The organism is Glutamicibacter sp. 363, assembly GCF_052379505.1.
Classification (GTDB): Bacteria; Actinomycetota; Actinomycetes; order Actinomycetales; family Micrococcaceae; genus Glutamicibacter.
In genome coordinates this window covers 37511-58094 of the sequence record NZ_JBQSYR010000008.1, presented here as the reverse complement: position 1 = coordinate 58094, position 20584 = coordinate 37511, and the positions used below count along the sequence as shown (strand labels likewise).

Sequence of the window (20584 nt, the reverse complement as noted above, 5' to 3'; positions counted from 1 at the left end):
AATCCGTTGTCCCCAGCGTATGGAGCAAGCATGATGCCTGTCCAAGCCCATATTTATATTGTTTGATACCCTACGAGCATCATTAGCCGTGGAGTGATCCGCGCACAATCTCCACCAGGCGTTCGAGGGCCGGGTTGCGGGAGGTCTTGCTCCAGATGGCGTGCAATTGCACGGGATCGTCGGTGACCTCTCCTAGCCGCAGGTAGCTGACCCCGTGCACGCCCAGCAGCTTGGCGCTTTCCGGAACAATCGCGATACCGCGCCCGGCGGAGACCAAGGCGATCATGGTGAGGATCTGGCTGACGGTATGGCGCACGTTCTTGTGCTCGACATCCAGCCGGCGGACCACCAGATCGTAGAAGTAGCGCGCCTTGGTCGAAGAGTGCATGATCAATGGTTCTTCGCGGAGGTCATCAAAAATGAGTTCTCGCTGCAGCAGGTCAAGCCGATGCCCCGTAGGCACCGCGGCGAACAGGCCTTCGGAGAAGAGCAAGGTGGATTCGAAGAGCTTCTCGTCAAAGGGCGGCCGGGCGAGCCCCAGGTCCAGATCCCCGTCGAGCAGGGCGCCTACCTGCTCGCTAGTAACCATTTCCACGAGATCCAGATGGACCTCGGGCATTTGTTCGGTGATTTCGGCCAGCAGCGGACCTAAGAGGCTAAAGCCCGATGCGGCGGTAAACCCGATGCGAAGTTCACCGAGCTGGCCCGCTGCAATGCGCCGCGCGTTATCCGGCGCCCGTTCGGCGGCAACCACAAGCCGCCGGGCATCGGCGAGGAATGCGTGGCCGGCAGCGGTGAGTGACACTCGGCGGTTATCTCGTTCGAGCAGCTCAACTCCGACGGATCTTTCCAGTTTTTGAATCTGCCGACTCAGCGGAGGTTGCGTCATATTGAGACGTTCAGCGGCCCGTCCGAAATGCAGCTCTTCTGCTACCGCAACGAAGCTGCGGGCCTGATCCAGAGTGAACACTTGATACCTTTCGGGAATCATTCCATGCATAGTTGACCTTGGACATGCATCATATCTGTTTTCTAGGCTGTACCGGAGACCTAAATGGTGAGCTGACTCACGAGATCGGCTTTATTAGGACTCATACACTCGAAACCATAGGAGATCTTCCCGTGAAAAATCGCATGACCCGACGCACTCTCCTCTCAATCTCCGCAGCCGGCGCGGCTCTGGCTCTGACCGCATGTGGCGGCAACGTGGGCGGCGGCAGCTCTTCATCCGCTGAGTTCCCAAGCGGACCGGTAACGCTCACCGTGGGCCAGGCTCCTGGCGGTTCCACCGACCTGATTGCCCGCGCCGCCGCCGAAGGCATGGCCGAATCACTAGGCGTTGCTATGCCCGTCGTGAATAAGCCCGGTGCCAACGGCGCCTTGGCTACTCAGGAAGTAGCGGCCTTGGATGCCGATGGCCAGAACCTGATCCTGCTCAACGCGTCGCTGATCACCATCACTCCGCTGGCGGTTTCGGAAGAAGAAGCGGTCTCCCTCGACGACTTGGATGTCCTCATGGGGCTTTCCCAGGACGACTATGTGATGGTCGCCAGCACCGACTCGGGCGTGAAGAATCTGGATGATATTAAGAACAGCGACAAGAAGCTCTCCTTCGGCACCACGGGCGTTGGCACCGGTTCGCAGCTGGCCCAGGCGCTGCTCTTGGCACAGGCCGGCATCGAGGGAACCACGGTTCCCTTTGATTCGGGCTCCCCGGCTTTGACAGCAGTTATGGGCGATCAAGTTCAGGTTTCCACAGTTCAGCTCGGCGAAGCCAAGCCGCAGATCGACGCAGGTACCGTCACTCCAATCGTGGTCTTTTCCAAGGAGCGCAACGAATTCCTTCCGGATGTACCAACCGCCATCGAATCAGGTTATGAGGTGCCGGTGTCCCAGTACCGCGCCATCGCGGCACCGAAGGGCCTGGACGATGAGGCGAAGGAAACGCTCGTCGCCTCGATCAAGGACGCAGTGGGCACCGATAGCTACAAGAGTTTCAACGAACAGAACATGCTCTCCCCTCACGAGATTTCGGGCGAAGAGGTTGTCTCCGAATGGAACGAACTGGCTACCAAGTACAAGGATCTGACCGAAGAGCACGGCATCTCGCTGGCAGGTAAGTAGCCAAAAGCTACCGGCCCCAATCCGAAAGTGAGTACCAAAGGATGAAAGTAATGGACGCGAAAAAGGTCGCACAGGATCCAACGGATCTGCCGGCGAACGTCGAAGCAATGCAGCATGCCGATGAAGCAGATGCCCTCACGCCCGAGGAACTTGCGGCGCAGTGGGAAGCGGAAGCTCCGGAGCCGGCTGGACCAATCGCAAACCTGGTTTCCTCCCTGGTGGTTCTCGGACTGAGCCTTGCTGGACTGGGGCTGTCAATCGGGTTGGGGCTGGGCACCCCTGCGGCGCCGGCGGCAGGCATGTGGCCATTTATCATCACACTGATCGCAGCGGTGATGGCAATCGCGCAGATCATTGTCGGACGCTCCGGAGGCAAGGACGGCGAGAAATTCAGCGGTATGAGCTGGTATGCGGTCATCGGTTTCGGAACACTGATTCTGATGGTGGTGCTGATGCCGCTGATCGGCTTTGAAGTTCCGGCACTGCTGTTGTGCTTCGTCTGGATGCGTTGGCTAGGTGGTGAACGCTGGAGGTCGGCCACGATCTACTCGATCTTGATTGTCGCCGCCTTCTACGCGATCTTCATCGCCGCACTCGGCACCACCATTCCCCGACTGTTTTAAGTCGCAAGTAAAGGTATATGCGCATGGAATTCTTCGGACCGGTCCTCGACGGCTTCACCGTCGTCTTGGATCCCACAAACCTTCTCTACTGCCTGCTCGGTGTCGTCGTCGGTATGCTCATCGGCGTGCTGCCGGGCCTCGGCCCCGCCGCGACGATCGCGATTCTGCTGCCGATGACCTATGGCGTCGAGCCGGTCACTGCGATCATTATGCTCGCAGGAATTTTCTACGGTGCCCAGTACGGTGGCACCATCACCTCGGTACTGCTTCGCCTGCCCGGTGAAGCAAGCAGCGTGGTCACCGTCTTCGACGGATATGTCATGGCCAAGCAAGGTCGGGCAGGTACCGCACTGGGAATCGCGGCCATCGGCTCTTTCTTTGGCGCCACGGTCTCTATTATCGGGTTGACCTTCTTGGCCCCTCTGGTTGCAAGCTTTGCCTTGGACTTCGGACCACCGGAATACACCGCGCTGGCAATGCTCGGCATCCTGCTGGTTGCCACAATCTCCGGGGGCACGAAGATCAAGGCGATCATCGCCGCCGCGGTAGGCCTGTTCCTTGCCACCGTAGGCCGTGATGGATTCACCGGTGCCGAACGTTTCACCTTTGGAAACCTGTCGCTGGCCGACGGAATCGATTTCGTACCCATCGCCATGGGACTCTTCGGCGTCGGCGAGATCCTCTACAACCTTGAAGAACGCCACCGTGCAGCCACGGCTCCGATGAAGGTCTCTAATGTCTGGCCCAAGGCCAAAGACATCAAAGAAGCTTCGGGCGCTATTGGCCGCGGTTCGGTGCTCGGGTTCTTCCTGGGAATTCTGCCAGGCGGCGGTGCGACTATCTCTTCGCTTGCCTCCTACGCCATGGAAAAGAAAACCGCGAAGGACCCCTCGCGATTTGGCAAGGGAGCCATTGAAGGAGTTGCGGGCCCTGAAACGGCAAACAACGCCGCGGCGACCAGCTCGTTCATCCCCTTGCTGACCCTGGGCATCCCGGCGAACGCCACCATGGCAATCATCTTCGGTGCCCTGTTAATCCAGGGAATCACCCCTGGCCCGCAGCTGATTAGCAACGACCCCGAACTTTTCTGGGGCGTGGTGAACTCGATGTATATCGGAAATATCCTGCTGCTGATCATGTCCATTCCCCTGATCGGGGTGTTCGTCAGGATCCTGCGCATCCGTGCAGCGATCCTCGCTCCGATTACCGCATTGATCACCCTGCTGGGGGCCTACACGATTCGAAACTCGATGTTCGACGTGCTGCTGGTGGTGCTCTTCGGCGCCCTTGGCTACCTGATGAAGAAGTTCGGTTTTGAACCAGGCCCACTGGTCTTGGCCTTCGTCCTAGGAAGCCTGCTGGAATCCAACCTGCGCCGCTCACTGCTGGTGCTGGAAGGAGATCCCGCGGGGTTCTTCACCCGCCCAATCTCTGCAACGCTGCTGGCTCTGTTCATCTTCGTTGCGGTATGGCCAATGATTAAGTCAGCTATCGACAGGCGCAAAAACGGCTCGCTAGCCGACGCGGCCGCGAAGGAAAAGGAAAACGCATGAGTATCATCGTCGGATACGTCCCCAGCAATGTCGGAGAGGCCGCGGTAGCCGCGGCAATCAAAGAATCGAAGTTGCGCCAGGAGGAGTTGCTGATCGTAAATTCCTCGCGCGAAGGTTCTTTGGTGGACAAGAACACCGCATCATCAGAAGATCTGGACAGAGTCCTGGAAGCCGCTACACAGGCGGGCATCGATGCTCGGGTGCTCGAATCGACATACCGTGATGATCTCACCGAAGAGTTCCTGGGATTGGCAGATGAGCACCAAGTGTCACTCATTGTCATTGGGCTTCGCCAGCGCTCGCAGGTGGGGAAGTTCATCATGGGTTCCCAAGCGCAACGCATCTTGCTCCAGGCCCAGCACCCGGTGCTAGCGGTGAAGGTAGAACAAGCGTAGCAAGCGCTTCTCCGCAGATAAATCAAGGCCGTAGTTACCCCGGAATATCCGGGGTAGCTACGGCCTTGATGCTGTTGCAGTGAGCACCTGTGCTGCCTAAATGCCAGTTAGTTGCCCTCGGGAATGCCAGATTCAAGGTCCAATCGGTGCAAGGAGTTCGCGAGGTGCAAGCGCATGGCGGCGCTGGCAGACAATTGGTTTCCCGAGGCAATGGCAGCTCGGATTGCTTCGTGTTCCTCGGCTACGCGTTCCAGGCGCGGGGCAAGCTTGCCATCAGGGATCTCGAACCGCTGACGCGGCATGGCGATCATTGCCGGTCCGAAGAGCTCTACGGCTTGCACGAAGTATGGGTTCGCGCTGGCGCGAGAGACCGCCAGATGGAATTCATAGTCACAGCTCATGGCTTGGGCAGCGTTGGGGCCGGCGGCGCGGAAAGCGGCCAGTGCCGAGTCCATGTCGGTGAGATTCGCTGAGGCAGACCGGCTTGCGGCACGAGCCGCCGCCTCGGATTCAATGCCCATGCGGAACTCGATCAGCTGACGGCGTTCGGCCAGGGTGCGCGGTACACGCGCCTGCGTCGAGGCATCCTCTGCCGGGGGAGTCAACGCGAAGCTGCCTGCGCCCCGGCGAGTATGCACCAGTCCCTCGGCCTGCAGCCGGGTGATGGCTTCACGGACCACTGTGCGCGAGACCCCGTGGTCGGCAATGAGCGTATTCTCGCTGGGAAGCTTGTCGCCGGGGGCGATTGCCCCAGAACTTATCCGCTCACGAAGGTGTTCGACCAGCGTGGTGGTCAGATTCGGTTTCATGCTCTCCATAGTTCAACAATAAGCGCCGGGACACCTCAACGAGGTGTCCCGGCGCTTATTAATGCTTCCTTAGGCCCGGCCGAACTCAACCGATTCGGTGGTCCAGGCGCGTGCCTGATCGCTGAAGCTGAATCCCAGACCTGGTCGATCTGGCACGATCATGCGGCCATCCTTGGTTTCCAGGCGTTCATTGAACAGCGGATCCAACCAGTCGAAATGCTCCACCCAGGGTTCGCGTGGGTAGGCGGCGGCCAGATGCAGATGGATTTCCATGGCGAAGTGCGGCGCCAGATCCAGTCCAGCCTGATCGGCTAGCGTCGCCAGACGCAGGAACTGGGTGATGCCGCCGACGCGTGGAGCGTCAGGCTGAATGATGTCGCACGCACGGGCGGAGATCAGCCGCTCGTGTTCGGCGACCGAGGCAAGCATCTCGCCGGTGGCGATGGGGGTATCCAGAGCAGCGGTCAACGCCGCATGGCCCTCGGCATCGTAGGCGTCCAGCGGCTCTTCGATCCATACCAGGTCGAACTCTTCGAGCTTGCGGCCCATGCGCAAGGCGGTAGCGCGGTCCCACTGCTGATTTGCATCCACCATCAGCGGGAAGTCCGCCCCGATGTGCTCGCGCACGGCGGCGACGCGGCGCAGGTCTTCGGCGCTGTCGGGCAGGCCGACCTTGATCTTGATGCCGCCGATGCCCTCGGCAATGGATTGGGTCGCGCGGTCCTTGACCTCTTCGATACTGGCGTTCAGGAATCCGCCGGAGGTGTTGTAGGTGCGAACCGAATCGCGGTGGGAGCCAAGGAACTTGGCCAAGGGAAGCCCCGCGCGCTTGGACTTCAGGTCGTAGAGCGCAATGTCCAAGGCGGCTAGTGCCTGGGTGGCCACCCCCGAACGTCCCACCGAGGCACCGGCCCACAGCAGCTTGGTATAGAGCTTGGCGATGTCGTTGGGGTCCTCGCCGATCATTGTCTGCGCGACTTCCTTGGCGTGTGCGTACTGCGCGGGGCCTCCGGCTCGCTTGGAGTAGGAGAAGCCAAGGCCCTGGTGGCCCTGTTCGGTGGTGATTTCCGCGAAGAGGAAGACCACTTCGGTCATCGGCTTCTGGCGTCCGGTGAACACCTTGGCATCCGAGATCGGCGTGGCTAGGGGGAGCCGTGCGGTGGAGAGTTTGACGTGGCGAATGGCATCGGGTGTGTAGCTCATGGGGTTTCGAACTCCTGCAGTGGATGTGCCCTGTGCGGGCCCTTCATGCAACTTATGCTACAAGTTCAAAACTTGTAACACAAGTAGTTTATCGGGGAATCCGAAACCGATTCTCACGGCACACCGAATCGCCTTCGCCGTGGTTAATGTGAAAGACCGCCCGGAAAATCCGAGCGGTCTTTCGTGTGGGAGGCCTGAACTAGCTGATGGCCTCGGGGATGGGGGTCGAGCCGTCGTAGAAATTAACTGTTCCGCGAGTCGCCGCGTCCGTAGCCAGCACGTGCGTGATGACCTCGGCGACGTTCTCACGAGAGGTGTTGGCTTGGTCATCTTGCGCGGCTTGACCCTGAATCTTGCCTTCTGCATCGGCCAAGACGATCTGCCCGGTTGCCGGGTCGAGGGTCAACACGCCCGGGCCGAGGATCGTGTAGTCCAGATCGGTGCCGCGCAGGTACTCATCCGCGTCATGCTTGGCCTTCGCGTAGCCAAAGAATGAATTCTCCGGATCGAGGGTATCCACGTCCACCGCGGCGCGTGAGTACGAAACCATCACAAAGCGCTTCACCCCGGCCTGCTGTGCCGCTTGCATGGTGCGCACGGCTGCCTGGTAATCCACCGCGAGCGTGCGTTCGGGATTGCCGCCGCCGGCACCGGCGGAGAAAACTACGGCCTTGGCGCCGGCAAACTGCCGAGCGAGGCTGTCCACGTCGGCCTGCTCGATGTCGAGCACGACCGGAGTCGCGCCAAGGGCGGTGATTTCTTCTGCATGGTCCGGATTGCGAATCAACGACTCGACGTCCATTCCCTGACGTGCGAGTTTGGGCGCCGCGAGAAGTGCGATCTTCCCGTGTCCGCCAATAATGACTACTCGATTTGTTTCGGCCATATTCTGCTCATTTCTCCTCGGTTGTCGTCTTTGGCACAACACCAAGTAGTGGCGCGATATTCCATACCCCGGTCTTGAGCTGCTGGTTTTGTGTCCTCGGCCGCTGGAGAGCATGTGGCCGAAAGCCATTTCCCGTGGCTGCTCGCTCCGAAGCGGGACCAATTCCTGCAGGTTAAAGCGGTACTTGATGCACCCAGCTGGCGGCCTTTCCGGCGCTGCATTACACGGCCTCCAGCAAGCCAGCGCGTAGCAGGCCAGATTGCGTTGCCTCATAGTGGCCTGCCAGATAGGTGAGTGGCGGGCGAAAGTGACAAGATGGTTCCAGACGTGTTCAACAACAAGGAGTCATCGTGAGCTACCAAGTCGGTCCCGCAGAACAGATTGCCAGAGGAGACGCATTGCTGGTCCCCGCCAGTGACAGCGGCGCCAGCGAAGACATTGCGATTTTCCATGCAGCAGACGGCAATTTTTATGCGTTGCAGGACGAATGCCCCCATGAGATCGCTTCGCTCTCCGACGGCTGGGTCGAAGGGTGCGAAGTTGAATGCCCCTTGCACGCATCCACCTTCGATTTGAAGAGCGGAAAGGTGCAGTGCCTTCCCGCCACCGATGACGCGCGCACCTACAAGGTTGCGGTAGTTGACGGGAATTTGGAGCTAGATATCTAAATGCCGTCAGTTCATATTGTCGGCGGTGGCGTTGCCGGATTTACCCTTGCGCGCGAATTGGTCAACAAGGGATATTCCGGAAGCATCAAGATCAGTGACCCCGAGGGGCTTCCCTATGACCGGCCACCGCTAAGCAAGTCGCTGCAGCGTGAGCACTTCGTTCCGCTTGCTTGGTTCGAGGAACATGGTGTGGGCCTGGTCCAGGAATCGGTCACCGAACTGAGCGTACCCACGGAGCCGGACGATTGGGTGGTGCTCGCCACGGGCACCACTCCCAACAAACTTCAGGTGCCAGGCGCAGAATACGCGCGCAGCCTGCACACCGGAGACGACGCCGCTTACCTGTCGTCGATGCTGGAAGATGGAATGTTCGGCCAACGAGTCCTCGTCATCGGCGCCGGGCTGGTCGGTGCGGAGTTCGCCGCCACCGCAAAAATGCTCGGTGCGCAGGTGACCCTCGTGTCCAGCTCTTTGGCACCACTGTCCAAAGTCTTGGGCACAGACATGGCAACGGCGTTGCATGCCGAGCATTCCCGCCGAGGGATTACCTCGATGACCGGTGCGGTGACCGAGCTCGGTCCGACGCACGCGATGGTTTCCGGTCGGCGGATCGACGCAGAAGTCATCGTTGCAGCAATCGGTGTCACCGCCGAAACCAAGCTCGCAGCAGAGCTGGGGCTGGAAATCAACGACGGGATTCTCGTCGATGAATCCCAGCGTGCCACCGGTCAGCGGCAAGTCCTTGCCATCGGGGACGCCGCGCGCATGGTTCAGCGGCCACGCGCGGTGCACTGGGAAGCAGCCATGGAAGACGCAGCCATCGCTGCCGCAACCATCATGGGCACCGAAGCAACCGCACACTCGGTTCCCTGGTTCTGGTCTGACCGCCACGACAGCCACGTCGAAACGGTGGGGGACTTCGGCAAGGCAAGTCGAACCATCTCGCGGTTGAACCGGAGAGGCCAGCTGCAAGTACTCTTTGGTTTGGACGAGTCTGGAAGCCTGATCGCCGCATCAATGGTCGATGGCGGGCTGATGTCCAAGGCAGTTAAACGACTTATCGCCCGAGGCGTCACCCCGAGCATTGAAGAACTACGAGACCCACTGGTCGGTCCTCGCGACCTTGGACGGCAGGACCGAGCATGATCACAGAACGTAATTCGCAGTTGCCCGAAGCTCTTCGCGTTCCGACGAAGCGCGTAGGAGCCGGCTGGATAGCGGCGGTCGTCATTGTCCATATCGGCATCAATGTCGGCTTCTTCGCGCCGATTCAGGTGCTGCTCGGCCTGCACGCCGAACAGCTGGACGCGAGCCAGAAAAACGCCATTCTTTCGCTGGTCACCGGCGTGGGCGCCGCGGTATCGCTGGTTGCCAACCCGTTATTCGGTGCTTTGAGTGACCGGAGTACCTCGAAGTTTGGTCGACGCGTCCCGTGGGTGATGTGTGGAACCGTCTTTGCCGCGCTGGCATTGCTCTTGATGTCCACCGCGCAGACGGTGACCGTGCTGGTGATCGGCTGGGCGTTGATGCAGGCCGCCGGCAACGCGGCACTGGCCGCGATCTTCGCGGCCATCCCCGATAAGGTGCCGGTGGAACAGCGTGGACTGGTCGGTGGACTGGTAGCACTGGGCCAGACCTGTGGTTCGCTTATTGGCGCGGTCATCGGCATGGTGGCCGCCTCGAACCTGGTTTTCGGCTATGCCATGGTCGCTACCGCGGTGGCGATCTGCGCCATCCCGTTCGTATTAATGCGCCAGGACGTGCCATTGCCCAAGGGCACGCTGGAACCGTTGAAACTCTTGGAATTCATCAAAAGCTTCTGGATCAATCCGGTGCGGTACACCGATTTCGGGTGGGCTTGGCTGACTCGATTCCTGCTGTATCTGGGCAGCCAACTGTGTTTGGTCTACCTGCTTTTCTTCCTGCAAGACGAACTGCATCATCCGGAGCCGGCTACCGGGGTGCTGGTGCTGACCGCCATCTACGCCTTCTGCGTGATCTTCTCCTCGGTGATCTCCGGACGGTTGTCAGATCGGGATGGGAAGCGCAAGAAGTATGTAATCATCTCCTCGGTCATCGTGGCCATTGCTGCCCTCACGCTGGCTTTCGCCTCGTCCTTCGGCACAGCAATCATTGCCGCGGTACTGCTGGGCATTGGTTTCGGAGCCTACCTGGCGGTGGATTTTGCCCTGCTGACCCAAGTGCTTCCGCATGAAGACTCGCGGGGCAAGGATCTGGGCATGATCAATATTGCGAACTCCCTGCCTCAGGTCGTAGCCCCGCTTGTCGCTTGGCTGTCGGTGACTTGGTTCGGCGGGTATTCAACCTTGTTCATCTGCTCCGCGGTGATCAGCCTCGTTGGTGCCGTACTGGTCACGAAGATTAAAAGTGTTCCGTAGTGGTAAATGACAATTGATTGGCTGGTGCATGACGCACCTTTCCTGGTGACCTTCACTTTCTTCTTTTGCACAGCGTTGCTTCGCGGCAACGCGACCTATTGGGTAGGCCGCGCAGTGGCACGCGGAGTGGAAAATACCCGGTATCAGAGAATCATGCACGGAATTATGTACCGGCGTGCCCAAAGATTCATTGCCCGGTGGGGAATGCTTGCGGTTCCATTGTGCTTCCTCACCGTCGGAATTCAGTCTGCGGTCAATGCCTCGGCCGGGGCTAGCCGGATGCCACTACGGCGCTACCTGCCTGCGGTGACAGTAGGAGCGCTGGCCTGGGCCTTGATCTATTCGACCATTGGCATGGCGGTGTTCTACGCCTGGCTCTTGCTGGATTGGCCGTTTATTGTTGCTGCACTATTGGTCATCGCGGTGATCGTGTATTTTTTCCTCCGCTACCACAAGCGCAATTCGGAACGGATTAGAGATGCCGCTTGCGATGAGACCATGCCTGATCAAGCATGAACTCACTATGATGTTGTTCTAGAGAATGCAAAGACGTCCAAGACAGCAAGGCCCGCAAATTTGGTAGTGAAAGCTGGTGCAAATAGATGCTCAATACCCCCGCGTCTGGCGAAAAAAGAACTGCCCAGCTCGATGAGCTAGACCGGCGGTTGTTGGCGCTGCTCTCGGAGAATTCGAGGAGAACCAACAACTCGTTGGCCGAGGAATTGGGAATCGCGGCATCCACCTGCTTGGCTCGACTCAATGCGCTACGCGACTCCGGAGTCATCTCCCGATTCACCATCGAGGTCGACCCGCAAGTACTTGGTCGGGAGCTCGAGGCGCTGATCTTCGTCAAAATACGCCCGGGTGCACGTCACCTCATGTCCAGCTTCGCTTCGGACATGCGCGCTAAACCCGGAGTCCGCCAACTGTTCTTCCTCGGCGGCGCCGACGACTTCGTCCTGCACGTTGCGGTCCGAAACTCTTCAGATGTGCGACAGTTCGTCTTGGACAACCTGTCGGCAAATCCCGCGGTGGCCACCACCCAAACTTCTCTTGTCTTTGAACACAGCCACGGTACCGACGAATATTAGCGAACGGTTGCAACCAGGCTGGTACCCCGCGACGATACTGACGTTTGGATGAGAACGTATCGGGAATATGGTCCACAACGGAATCGAAGCCAGCGTGCGAAAGTAGAACGATTTGCAGGCTTCGGGAACACGCTCTCGATTCGTACTTCCTGACGATAGCGACTAGCATTATTCGAATAAAAATGCTAAGATGAACGTTCTCTTCCGAGGTGAGGCGTATCGAAGTCGCGAACCATCGCTGATGATGCCTCGGTCGAGTCTAGCCGCATCCGCGGTTGAGTTTTGAGGAGGCCGAGAACTTAATGAGTGTTGACGTAACTATACTGGCCGCATTGGTCACCCTTACGGCGCTTGTTGGCGCCAGTATCTATCTGGTCGCGAAATACCGGCGAACACACGCAGCAGAGATCCGCGAGTCGCTGATTCGGCATGCAAATAAGCATGGCGTCGCATCCCCGGAGAACCTGACGAATCAGGAGCTCAAGGCACACATTCACGAAGTTAAGCGCGACCGCAAGCAAGGGCAGATGAAGACCGCCTAGCAGGTATCGGTGCGCTACCTTCAATGGCGGCGGTGAATAGAACATTTTGGATTCGCTCACCGCCGTCATTCATTTCCCCGCTCAGGCTCTTCGCTAGACCCGTCGCATTCGCCGCCTGAGTGATGATGGACGGGTCGCAAAACCTAGATTAGTTAAAGAATAAATATTCTTCAGAATCATATTTACGCTTTGATTTTTAGCCTCTTTGATAAATGGCGCAAGTCACCATTTTTGCCGTAACTTCCGGTTATTCATGCGGATTGAATCACAAGGTGCTGTGACGTTGTGAACGAATTAGAGGGTTCTGTAAAAAGGGGGAAATTTATGGGCTTTACTGGAATTACGATGTTGGCAAAAATCTAGGAGCAGAACATGGGTGCGATCCCTCTCGGCGAAGACATACTCTTGGCCCGTCATGGCGCAAGTATCGTCAAGTTTCGTCAGGATCGCAAAAACCGTGCAACTGTTGCCTATCTGCGTGGGGGCGCAACGGATTCGGCTTCGAATCTGCTCAGTGCCCGAGCGCTTAGTCCGGCAGAATCGATTAGCCGCGGAGCAGTTTCCTACCTGGAAGATGAATCGGTAGTCAGCCGCCAGGAAGTGCGCTCGCTGGTGAAGATCTCTCTCGGGTTCAGCGCCGTGATGGGAATCGTCTTTGGCGGATTGCTGCTGGCTCTGTACAAGGTCGGTGGCAACGAGGCGATCGCGTCACTGTCGACCATGGGTGCTATGCCCTAACTCCAGAATTTTCAAGCAGTTTGGGCGAAACCTATTGGTTTCGCCCAAGCTGCTTCTGTATTGCTGGTACTTCGGCTGCGTGCGCATCTCGGAGCGCCACTGACAAGACTCGTAATTAAGAAATTCTGGGCATAGGATGGCGACAATCCCACGGATTGGAGCCCGGCATGCGTTTCGTAATGGAAGTAAACTTCGACTCCGAGAGTATGAAGCTCAAGCCACTCGAGGAGTTGCAGAAGATACTCGCGGACTGGTCGAAGAATATCGCCATCTACCCGCTAGAGCCAGGCGCTCAGGGGGACATCCTCGATGCCGAGGGTGAAGAGGTTGGCGAATGGGCGTTCCTTGATGACTAATCCCGCTTCTTAGAGAACCGCCCAATCACATAACCTATGGCCAAAGTGGCGGAGAGCACGGCCCACAGCGGAGCTGCGGTGTGGAAGAGCAGTAGTTCCACACGCACGAATTGAAGGTTCTGCAAGATAAAGACCAGCGCAATAATTCCCAGCGCGATGGCTGCCCACTGTTTGGCCGAAAGCCTTGAACTCCCAGCAGGCGTACGGCTTTGCCTCATAGCTGGTCTCGCGAAGCCAGCAAGCCGAGCACCAGCGCGCGGATTCCGCGTCTAAAGGAATCGTCGCTGGTGTTGATTCCCGTCTCGCGCTGCGCCGCAACGGCCTGCGTGAAATTAGGGGTGGCATCTTGGCGATTGCTCGTGTCAAAAATGTCATGTGGCGCTGCGGTGTCCATGGCTGAGCCGAAGATGAACGACTCCAGGGCGACAATCGTCGGAACGATCTCGGATTCGGCGAGCCCGTAGTTTTTCAACGCCTTTGCCACATGCTCATACATGCCCAAGGTGCGTGGCGAATCGGCCACCGGGAGCACGGCGATAATCGGGATCAATGGAATGTGCTTGGCGAAAATATCGCGGTAGCTGGTAGCCCAGTGAATCAGCGCCTCGTGGATTTCTAGTTTTTCGAACGCGGAGGTGTCCACCTCCGCCATCACCAATTCCTGAATCCATTGCAGTAGGTCTTGCTTGGAATCCACGTGGTTGTAGAGGGCCGAAGGCGAGACCCCCAAGGACCTGGCCAGTTGCTGCATGGTCAGTGCGTCATAGCCGTCCTGCGATACGAGACCCAGCGCGTGCTCGGTGATGCGGTCACGGTTGAGTATCGCTGTGCGTGGTCGACCGGCCCGTCGGGCACCTTCGGTGGTCATTCCAATTTCCCCCTGACGTGGCATGCTTCACAAGCGCATGTTCGTACTCTATGCTATACGCAGAGGTAAATGAACCAAATTCATTTAGCGTTGAGGAGAATTACCATGAAACAACTTGAACGTGACGTCGTTGTGATCGGTGCTGGGCCATCGGGTCTCACCGCCGCCTTCGAACTGCAAAAATGCGGCAAGACCGTGGCGGTGCTCGAAGCGCGTGACCGTGTAGGCGGGCGCACCTGGAGCGAAGAAATGGACGGCGCCACCATTGAAATCGGTGGCCAGTGGATCAGCCCGGATCAGACCGGATTGTATTCGCTGATCGACGAGTTGGGCATCGAAACCTTCGAACGCTACAAGGCGGGCAAGAGCGTCTATCGAACCACCGATGGCGAGAGCATCGTCTATGAAGGCGCGGATTTCCCGGTCGCGGCAAGCACCGTAGTCGAAATGAACAAACTCATTGAGCTGATGAATGAGCTTGCGGCACAGATGAATCCAGACAAGCCATGGGAGCACCCGCGCGCCAAGGAGCTGGACATGGTCTCCTTCCATCATTTCTTGCGCGAACATTCGGCAGACAACCTCGCCTGCGAAAACATTGGGCTATTTATCGCCGGTGGCATGCTGACCAAACCGGCGCACACCTTCTCGGCATTGCAAGCGGTGCTGATGGCATCCTCGGCAGGATCTTTCGACAACCTTGTTGATGAGGATTTCATCCTTGACCGACGCATCGTGGGCACCATGCAGGGAGTTTCCAAAACGGTGGCCTCGCGCCTCGGCGACGACGTATTCCTGGACAATCCGGTGTTGAAGCTCGAATGGTCTGAAGATGGGGTAATCGCCCACGGAGCTACCGTCAGCGTGAAGGCCAAGAAGGCTGTCATTGCAGTTCCGCCGAACCTGTACTCGCGCATCAGCTATGTGCCGGCGCTTCCCCGCAAGCAGCTGATCACCCACCAGCACCACTCCATGGGTCTAGTGATCAAGGTCCATGCCGTGTACGAGACGCCGTTCTGGCGAGAAGCCGGGCTATCCGGAACCTGTTTCGGCCCAAGCTCCTTGGTACAGGAACTCTATGACAACACCTACACCGGAGAAAGCACCGGTACCCTGGTCGGTTTCATCTCTGACGTCAACGCCGATGCCATGTGGGAACTGAACGAAGAAGACCGCAAGGAGCAGATCCTGCAGGGGATCTGCGAATTCCTCGGCGAGAAAGCCTTGGAGCCAAAGGTCTTCTACCTTTCGGATTTCGGCGCCGAAGAATGGACCCGCGGGGCCTATGCCACCAGCTACGACTTGGGCGGCCTCTCGAGGTTCGGCGCAACCCAAAATGACAACGTCGGACCGCTCTACTTCTCCTCCTCAGACCTCGCCGGAGAAGGATTCCAGCACGTGGATGGCGCCGTGCGAATGGGCCGCCGCTCGGCCGCACGAATCATCGCCGAGCTTGACGGGGCCAGCTACGACGAAAACTATGACGGTGTGGCTCCACTGAATAAGGTCACCGCCTAGCCATGAAATTGCTTGTAGGATACACCGCAGATCAACGCGGCGCCGAAGCCATCGAACTGGCCGCGGCCCTGGTGCAGGGCACCTTGTCACCCAGCCTGGTGATCGCGATAGTGCTCCCTGCCAGTACCCCGTTCAGCGCCGTCTATCCCGGCGGGGACCACGGATTCGACTCGATTCTCTCCGCCAAGGTCGATGAATGGGCCGCCCACGCGCTGAACCAGGTCCCGGCGGGAGTCACCGTTCGCGTGGTAGCCCGCTCGGTGCCTTCGGTGGCCGAAGGTCTGATGGAGCTGGCCGAAGACAGCGGAGCCCATGGGATCGTCTTGGGCGGACGCAAACGCCACCGGGCGGGTTTCTTCATGCCCGGTGGCGTGGCGAACGCGCTCCTGCACGCTTCGAGCGTTTCGGTGATCATGTCCAGCCCGCAAGCGCTAGCCTCGCTGCGTGCGGCCCAAGGGAGGATCACCCGCATGACAGCCTTCGTGGGGGACCGCCCCGGGGCACGCGAGGTGATCGCCAGCGCAGCTAGATTCGCCACAGCCCGTGGCGTGGATTTACGTGTGGCCACCCTCGTGGCTGACTCTGATGTGTCTGACCCGGCCACCGAGCTGAACCAGCATCTGGTGCGCACCAGGAAGTTCCTCACCGAACTGACCGACTCCATGGGAATGCAGGCATCCGTTGAAGTGGTTTCGGGGCAAAGCCTGGATGAGGCCATCGAGTCCCTGGAATGGATTGATGGCGAATTCGCCATTCTTGGCTCGGCGCGGCTTGCCGCCACCCGGCGCCTATTCATCGGTCCCAAGGCACAACGAATTCTGCGCCAGCTCAACGTCCCCATGGCCGTGGTGCCGAACTAAAAATCCGTGGAGCGGGCGCTGCCCGCACCCTGGACAGACGACGACGCCTGCCCAGCATGAACCCCAGAAGGTAATCACTATGTCGCAAGATCTCAGACGGGACACCGTCGAGCAACCGGACACCGGCCTGCACTCCAAGGGACTGTCCACCGGCACCGTAGGCGTGCTGGGACTGGTCGTGATCGGTATTTCCTGTATTGCCCCGGCCTACACCTTGACCGCCGGCCTAGGCGCCACGGTGTCCGAGGTCGGCACGCAACTTCCGGCCATCTTGCTGGCGGGTTTCATTCCGATGCTGCTGGTGGCACTGGGCTACCGCGAGCTAAACAACGCGATGCCGGACTCGGGGACTTCATTTACCTGGGCCACCCGCGCCTTTGGTCCCATGATCGGTTGGATGGGTGGCTGGGGTCTGATCGCGGCGACGGTGATCGTCTTATCGAATCTGGCGGCCGTAGCCGTGGATTTCTTCTATATCCTCATCGCCCAGCTCACCGGCAATCAAGCGATTGCCGAGCTGACGGATAATCTTTGGGTCAACATTCCCACCACACTGGCCTTTATCGCCGCGGCGGCTTATATTTCCTATCGCGGACTGAACGCAACCAAGGTGTTTCAATATATTTTGGTCGGTTTCCAAGTATCGGTGCTGCTGCTCTTTGCCGTCATGGCCTTCACCAACAGCACGCCCTTTGACCGCACGCCGATCACCTTGGACATGTTCAACCCGGCGAGCGTGGATTCATTCTCGGCCTTTGCCGCGGGCATCTCGCTATCCATCTTCGTGTTCTGGGGATGGGATGTCACGCTGACCATGAACGAAGAAACCACCGACCCCAACAAGGTACCCGGACGCGGCGCGACCTGGACAGTGCTCCTGATCATCGCCTTGTATCTAGCGGTTTCCTTGGGAGTCCTCTACTGGGCAGGTGTGGGTGAAACCGGGCTCGGGGCAGGCAATGAAGCGAACCAAGAATCGATTTTTGCGGTGCTTTCAGGGCCGATCATGGGTCCACTGGCCATCCTGATGTCATTGGCGATTCTCTCTTCTTCGGCAGCCTCGCTGCAGTCAACCATGGTGTCTCCGGCACGCACCTTGCTCGCCATGGGCTACTACAAGGCCTTGCCGCCGAGCTTCGCCAAGATTTCGCCACGCTTCATGTCGCCCTCGGTAGCTACCATCGTCTCGGCAGCTGCCGCCGCGGTGTTCTATGTCGTGACCCGGCTGATCTCCGAAAATGCATTGTGGGACACCATCACGGCGCTCGGGCTGATGATCTGCTTCTACTACGGACTGACGGCGCTGGCCTGCGTCTGGTATTTCCGCGGTGAACTATTTACCAATGTGCGGAATTTCTTCTTCAAATTCTTGGCTCCTTTGGCCGGCGGTGTGGTGCTGCTGGTGATGTTCTTCAGCACCGCCGTCGAATCGATGAACCCCGATTACGGTTCCGGATCCGCGATCGGCAACGTGGGAATGGTCTTCATCCTCGGCATAGGTGTGCTGCTGCTTGGCGTAGCAATCATGCTCTTCACCAGGGTGCGGCATCCCGCTTTCTTCAAGGGAGAAACAATCAAAACGCGTTGAGCGCAGCCATATTGTGCCCTCAACAAATATCATTGAACCACCCACGAATGCCTTGTGGGTGGTTCAATGAGTTCATGGCTACTTCGGTTCTTTTTATCTGCTCGCGCAATGCAGGCAAGTCGCAAATGGCTGCGGCATTGATGGATCTTGTTTCTGGCGGCACGGTCACCAGCTATTCGGCCGGTACAAACCCTGGCACCGTGATCAATCACGAGGCGGTCGATTCTTTGGCCGAAACCGGTGCAGACATGTCTGCCGGAACGCCCAAGGCTATTGATTCATCGGTCGTGGAGAAGGTGGACCGCGTAGTCATCTTGGGGAGCGAAGCCAACCCGAGCATTGACGAAGCGATCCCCACCGAACGCTGGATCACCTATGAACCGAGCGAAGACGGGGTCACCGGTGCGGAACGGATGAATATGATCCGTGACGAAATTGCAGATCGCGTTCGCGAACTGTTCCATGAACTGGAGAAGTAAGATCACCACGAGCAAGACCAAGCAGGGCAAGAATTCATGGTGGCTTCCAGGCATCTGCCTAGTCCTCACTGGCTGGTGCGCCAACCAGTACGTATCGCTTATTAGCTGGTACCAGCAGCACCGCGAGTTGAACGAAATTGAAGCGATGCTGGTGATGGGCAGCTATTTGCTCGGCATGATCCCCACTTTGCTCTTGGGCGGGCCCCTGGCCGACAAATTTGGCCGCAAGCCGTTCACGCTGCTGGCGCTGACCGCGTCCACGCTGGGTTCGGTTGCCATGATGTTCGGCATGGTGAACGACTCCGGGTTGTATCTCGGACGTGTCTTCACCGGAATGGGGATGGGACTGGCGATGGTCGCGGTGACCAGCTGGGTTAAAGTACTGAGCGTCGGTCCGGCAGGAGCCACTCGTGCGGCCCTGTGCACCTCGGCAGGCTTTGCCTTGGGACCGATAATTTCCGGGGCAATAGTTGGCGCGAGCGCTAGCCCCGAACTGGCTTATGGAATTCACGCCGTAGCTGCTGTGTCTTGGCTGCTGCTGATCACCACAGTCAAGGAAGAAAAAGCTGCCAAACTTCGAACAGCTGGAGGCAGCACCACGGCGGAGAATCTCGCCCGCTTCAGATTCGTAGTTCTTCCAGCGGCTCCGTGGGTCTTTGGGCTGGCCGCTAGTGGCTTTGCCATAGTTCCCGCATTGAGCACGGACGCTGGCCAGTCATCGCTGTTCTACACCACCGCCGCGGTTGCCATCACCATGGGCATGGGAGTGATCGTCCAGCCACTGGCCAAACGATACAACAACACCAGCAAGGTGAACCTATTGCTCGCCGGGCTCACTCTGGCGGTCCTGGCTTTTCTCTTGATGATCGTGGTTTACACGACCGGCTCCGAAGCCTTGGGCGTCGTCGCCTTTATTCTCTCGGGTTCGGCAAATGGCGTCTTGCTGGTGGCTGGGTTGAGCCAGGTGCTTGACCTTGCCGGATCGGCAGAAATGGGCAAACTCACCGGACGGTTCTATGCGGTGTGCTTTATCGGATTTAGCTTCCCGACCCTCTTCGCCATGTGGCGTCCATTCGCGGACCCTATCTGGTTTATCGCGTTGCTAATCGGGCTTTGCTTGCTCAGCATGGTGTGCGTATTTGCCGCGCGTAGAAACCTTCCGGCAAGGACACTGGATCTAGTAGCTAGCTAGTTCTTGGTTCCGCTGAGTTTCTTGAGCAATTCGGTGGTGCGGTAGGGGATCACGTCGCGCAGAATCATCGAGGTAGATGTGCGCGTGATGCCCGGGCATAGGCGGATCTCTTCGGAGACTCGATATAGATCATCTGGATCGGTGGCCGAGACGCGGATCATCAAGTCGGTTTCTCCGGCAGGAGCAACACATTCGAGTACCTCTGGAATGCCGCGCAGTGCTTCGATGGCTTCATTCAAACTTGACTGGTTGAGCTCTGCACTGACGAACGCGCTGACTCCGCGCCCCATCGAGCTTGGCAGGATCCGTGCGGTATTCGGACGCAACGCGCCAGAGTGGGCTAGCCGTTCCAACCGGGTCTGCACGGTGCCGCGGGCCAAACCCAGCTGCTGTGCCAGCATCATGATCGGCACTCGGGGATCGGCATCCAGAGCCAACAGGATTCGGCGGTCGGTCTCATCGAGCTGATACGTTTCCGAATGCATATGGAGTTTCTCCTGTGCTGGCAAGTTGGGTGGGCGGCGGCGTAAGTGCCTTCATAGGATTTTAGTCAAAATGACCAGCCGCACCCAAGTGTGTTGCACGGTCTGACCGGTTTTGTTGCGTCTAACTCATTATGTGTCATCGCCCGGATGCAGTCGAATCTTCGAATGCCGACTTATCCACAACCTGCCTATTTTCACACCAAATAA

General features: G+C 58.5%; 23 protein-coding genes. 17 read left to right on the top strand and 6 right to left on the bottom strand.

Annotation, left to right across the window (positions count from 1 at the left end; translation table 11 throughout):
- Window positions 1-82 precede the first annotated feature (82 nt).
- Window positions 83-970: a LysR family transcriptional regulator gene (locus tag ACT3UA_RS06430; RefSeq protein WP_096283176.1), complete on the bottom strand. Its 888-nt coding sequence runs from the start codon at window positions 968-970 to the stop codon at window positions 83-85.
- A gap of 152 nt (window positions 971-1122) precedes the next feature.
- Between ACT3UA_RS06430 and ACT3UA_RS06425 the strand changes: the two genes are divergently transcribed.
- From ACT3UA_RS06425 to ACT3UA_RS06410, 4 genes are read left to right on the top strand one after another with little or no spacing between them, the layout of a single operon-like run.
- On the top strand, window positions 1123-2124 hold the full coding sequence (locus ACT3UA_RS06425; RefSeq protein WP_255248317.1) for a tripartite tricarboxylate transporter substrate binding protein: 1002 nt from the start codon (window positions 1123-1125) through the stop codon (window positions 2122-2124).
- A gap of 50 nt (window positions 2125-2174) precedes the next feature.
- A complete protein-coding gene (locus ACT3UA_RS06420) occupies window positions 2175-2747 on the top strand; it encodes a tripartite tricarboxylate transporter TctB family protein (protein ID WP_096283174.1) in 573 nt (190 codons plus the stop codon).
- A gap of 23 nt (window positions 2748-2770) precedes the next feature.
- Window positions 2771-4300 (top strand): tripartite tricarboxylate transporter permease, encoded by a 1530-nt coding sequence (locus tag ACT3UA_RS06415; protein ID WP_444615709.1) that lies wholly within the window; start codon window positions 2771-2773, stop codon window positions 4298-4300.
- Entirely contained in the window at window positions 4297-4695 is a 399-nt protein-coding gene (locus ACT3UA_RS06410; protein ID WP_096283172.1) for a universal stress protein, read from the top strand. The genes ACT3UA_RS06415 and ACT3UA_RS06410 overlap by 4 nt, the downstream gene beginning before the upstream one ends.
- Before the next feature lie 107 nt (window positions 4696-4802).
- On the opposite strand, the gene ACT3UA_RS06405 is transcribed toward ACT3UA_RS06410, so the two are convergent.
- The 3 genes from ACT3UA_RS06405 to ACT3UA_RS06395 form a co-directional block, all read right to left on the bottom strand.
- The gene (locus tag ACT3UA_RS06405) at window positions 4803-5513 is read right to left on the bottom strand and encodes a FadR/GntR family transcriptional regulator (RefSeq protein WP_343252101.1); all 711 of its coding nucleotides are present in this window, start codon (window positions 5511-5513) and stop codon (window positions 4803-4805) included.
- Between the two features lie 60 nt (window positions 5514-5573).
- Window positions 5574-6707: an L-talarate/galactarate dehydratase gene (locus ACT3UA_RS06400; protein WP_096283170.1), complete on the bottom strand. Its 1134-nt coding sequence runs from the start codon at window positions 6705-6707 to the stop codon at window positions 5574-5576.
- Window positions 6708-6906: 199 nt separating this feature from the next.
- Window positions 6907-7593, bottom strand: coding sequence for an SDR family oxidoreductase (locus ACT3UA_RS06395; protein WP_444615708.1), 687 nt, complete (start codon window positions 7591-7593; stop codon window positions 6907-6909).
- Window positions 7594-7943: 350 nt separating this feature from the next.
- Here ACT3UA_RS06395 and ACT3UA_RS06390 point away from each other — a divergent pair, with 350 nt between their 5' ends.
- From ACT3UA_RS06390 to ACT3UA_RS06355, 8 genes are all read left to right on the top strand, one after another.
- Complete coding sequence (locus ACT3UA_RS06390) at window positions 7944-8261, top strand: non-heme iron oxygenase ferredoxin subunit (protein WP_096283168.1); 318 nt, start codon at window positions 7944-7946, stop codon at window positions 8259-8261.
- Window positions 8262-9407 carry an NAD(P)/FAD-dependent oxidoreductase gene (locus tag ACT3UA_RS06385; protein ID WP_444615707.1) on the top strand — a complete coding sequence of 382 codons (1146 nt, stop codon included), beginning with the start codon at window positions 8262-8264 and terminating at the stop codon, window positions 9405-9407.
- A complete protein-coding gene (locus tag ACT3UA_RS06380; protein WP_444615706.1) occupies window positions 9404-10660 on the top strand; it encodes an MFS transporter in 1257 nt (418 codons plus the stop codon). The genes ACT3UA_RS06385 and ACT3UA_RS06380 overlap by 4 nt, the downstream gene beginning before the upstream one ends.
- Window positions 10661-10666: 6 nt before the next feature.
- Complete coding sequence (locus ACT3UA_RS06375) at window positions 10667-11176, top strand: DedA family protein (protein WP_096283165.1); 510 nt, start codon at window positions 10667-10669, stop codon at window positions 11174-11176.
- Window positions 11177-11262: 86 nt separating this feature from the next.
- Window positions 11263-11751: an Lrp/AsnC family transcriptional regulator gene (locus ACT3UA_RS06370; protein ID WP_096283164.1), complete on the top strand. Its 489-nt coding sequence runs from the start codon at window positions 11263-11265 to the stop codon at window positions 11749-11751.
- Window positions 11752-12053: 302 nt separating this feature from the next.
- Entirely contained in the window at window positions 12054-12293 is a 240-nt protein-coding gene (locus ACT3UA_RS06365) for a hypothetical protein (protein WP_444615705.1), read from the top strand.
- Between the two features lie 372 nt (window positions 12294-12665).
- Window positions 12666-13031, top strand: coding sequence for a hypothetical protein (locus tag ACT3UA_RS06360; RefSeq protein ID WP_105552897.1), 366 nt, complete (start codon window positions 12666-12668; stop codon window positions 13029-13031).
- 167 nt (window positions 13032-13198) lie between these two features.
- Window positions 13199-13387 (top strand): hypothetical protein, encoded by a 189-nt coding sequence (locus tag ACT3UA_RS06355; RefSeq protein ID WP_105552898.1) that lies wholly within the window; start codon window positions 13199-13201, stop codon window positions 13385-13387.
- Between the two features lie 214 nt (window positions 13388-13601).
- Here the strand turns inward: ACT3UA_RS06355 and ACT3UA_RS06350 are convergent, their stop codons facing one another.
- The gene (locus ACT3UA_RS06350) at window positions 13602-14255 is read right to left on the bottom strand and encodes a TetR/AcrR family transcriptional regulator (protein WP_444615704.1); all 654 of its coding nucleotides are present in this window, start codon (window positions 14253-14255) and stop codon (window positions 13602-13604) included.
- Between the two features lie 105 nt (window positions 14256-14360).
- Between ACT3UA_RS06350 and ACT3UA_RS06345 the strand changes: the two genes are divergently transcribed.
- From ACT3UA_RS06345 to ACT3UA_RS06325, 5 genes are all read left to right on the top strand, one after another.
- Entirely contained in the window at window positions 14361-15773 is a 1413-nt protein-coding gene (locus ACT3UA_RS06345; RefSeq protein WP_444615703.1) for a flavin monoamine oxidase family protein, read from the top strand.
- A gap of 2 nt (window positions 15774-15775) precedes the next feature.
- Window positions 15776-16633 carry a universal stress protein gene (locus ACT3UA_RS06340; RefSeq protein WP_444615702.1) on the top strand — a complete coding sequence of 286 codons (858 nt, stop codon included), beginning with the start codon at window positions 15776-15778 and terminating at the stop codon, window positions 16631-16633.
- A 79-nt stretch (window positions 16634-16712) separates the two neighbouring features.
- Window positions 16713-18221 carry an APC family permease gene (locus ACT3UA_RS06335; RefSeq protein WP_444615701.1) on the top strand — a complete coding sequence of 503 codons (1509 nt, stop codon included), beginning with the start codon at window positions 16713-16715 and terminating at the stop codon, window positions 18219-18221.
- Window positions 18222-18295: 74 nt separating this feature from the next.
- Window positions 18296-18700: an arsenate-mycothiol transferase ArsC gene (locus ACT3UA_RS06330; RefSeq protein WP_105552904.1), complete on the top strand. Its 405-nt coding sequence runs from the start codon at window positions 18296-18298 to the stop codon at window positions 18698-18700.
- A complete protein-coding gene (locus ACT3UA_RS06325; protein WP_105650300.1) occupies window positions 18684-19892 on the top strand; it encodes an MFS transporter in 1209 nt (402 codons plus the stop codon). The genes ACT3UA_RS06330 and ACT3UA_RS06325 overlap by 17 nt, the downstream gene beginning before the upstream one ends.
- On the opposite strand, the gene ACT3UA_RS06320 is transcribed toward ACT3UA_RS06325, so the two are convergent.
- Window positions 19889-20377, bottom strand: coding sequence for an Lrp/AsnC family transcriptional regulator (locus ACT3UA_RS06320; RefSeq protein ID WP_096283153.1), 489 nt, complete (start codon window positions 20375-20377; stop codon window positions 19889-19891). The two genes, ACT3UA_RS06325 and ACT3UA_RS06320, sit on opposite strands and share 4 nt — an antisense overlap.
- Window positions 20378-20584: the final 207 nt, after the last annotated feature.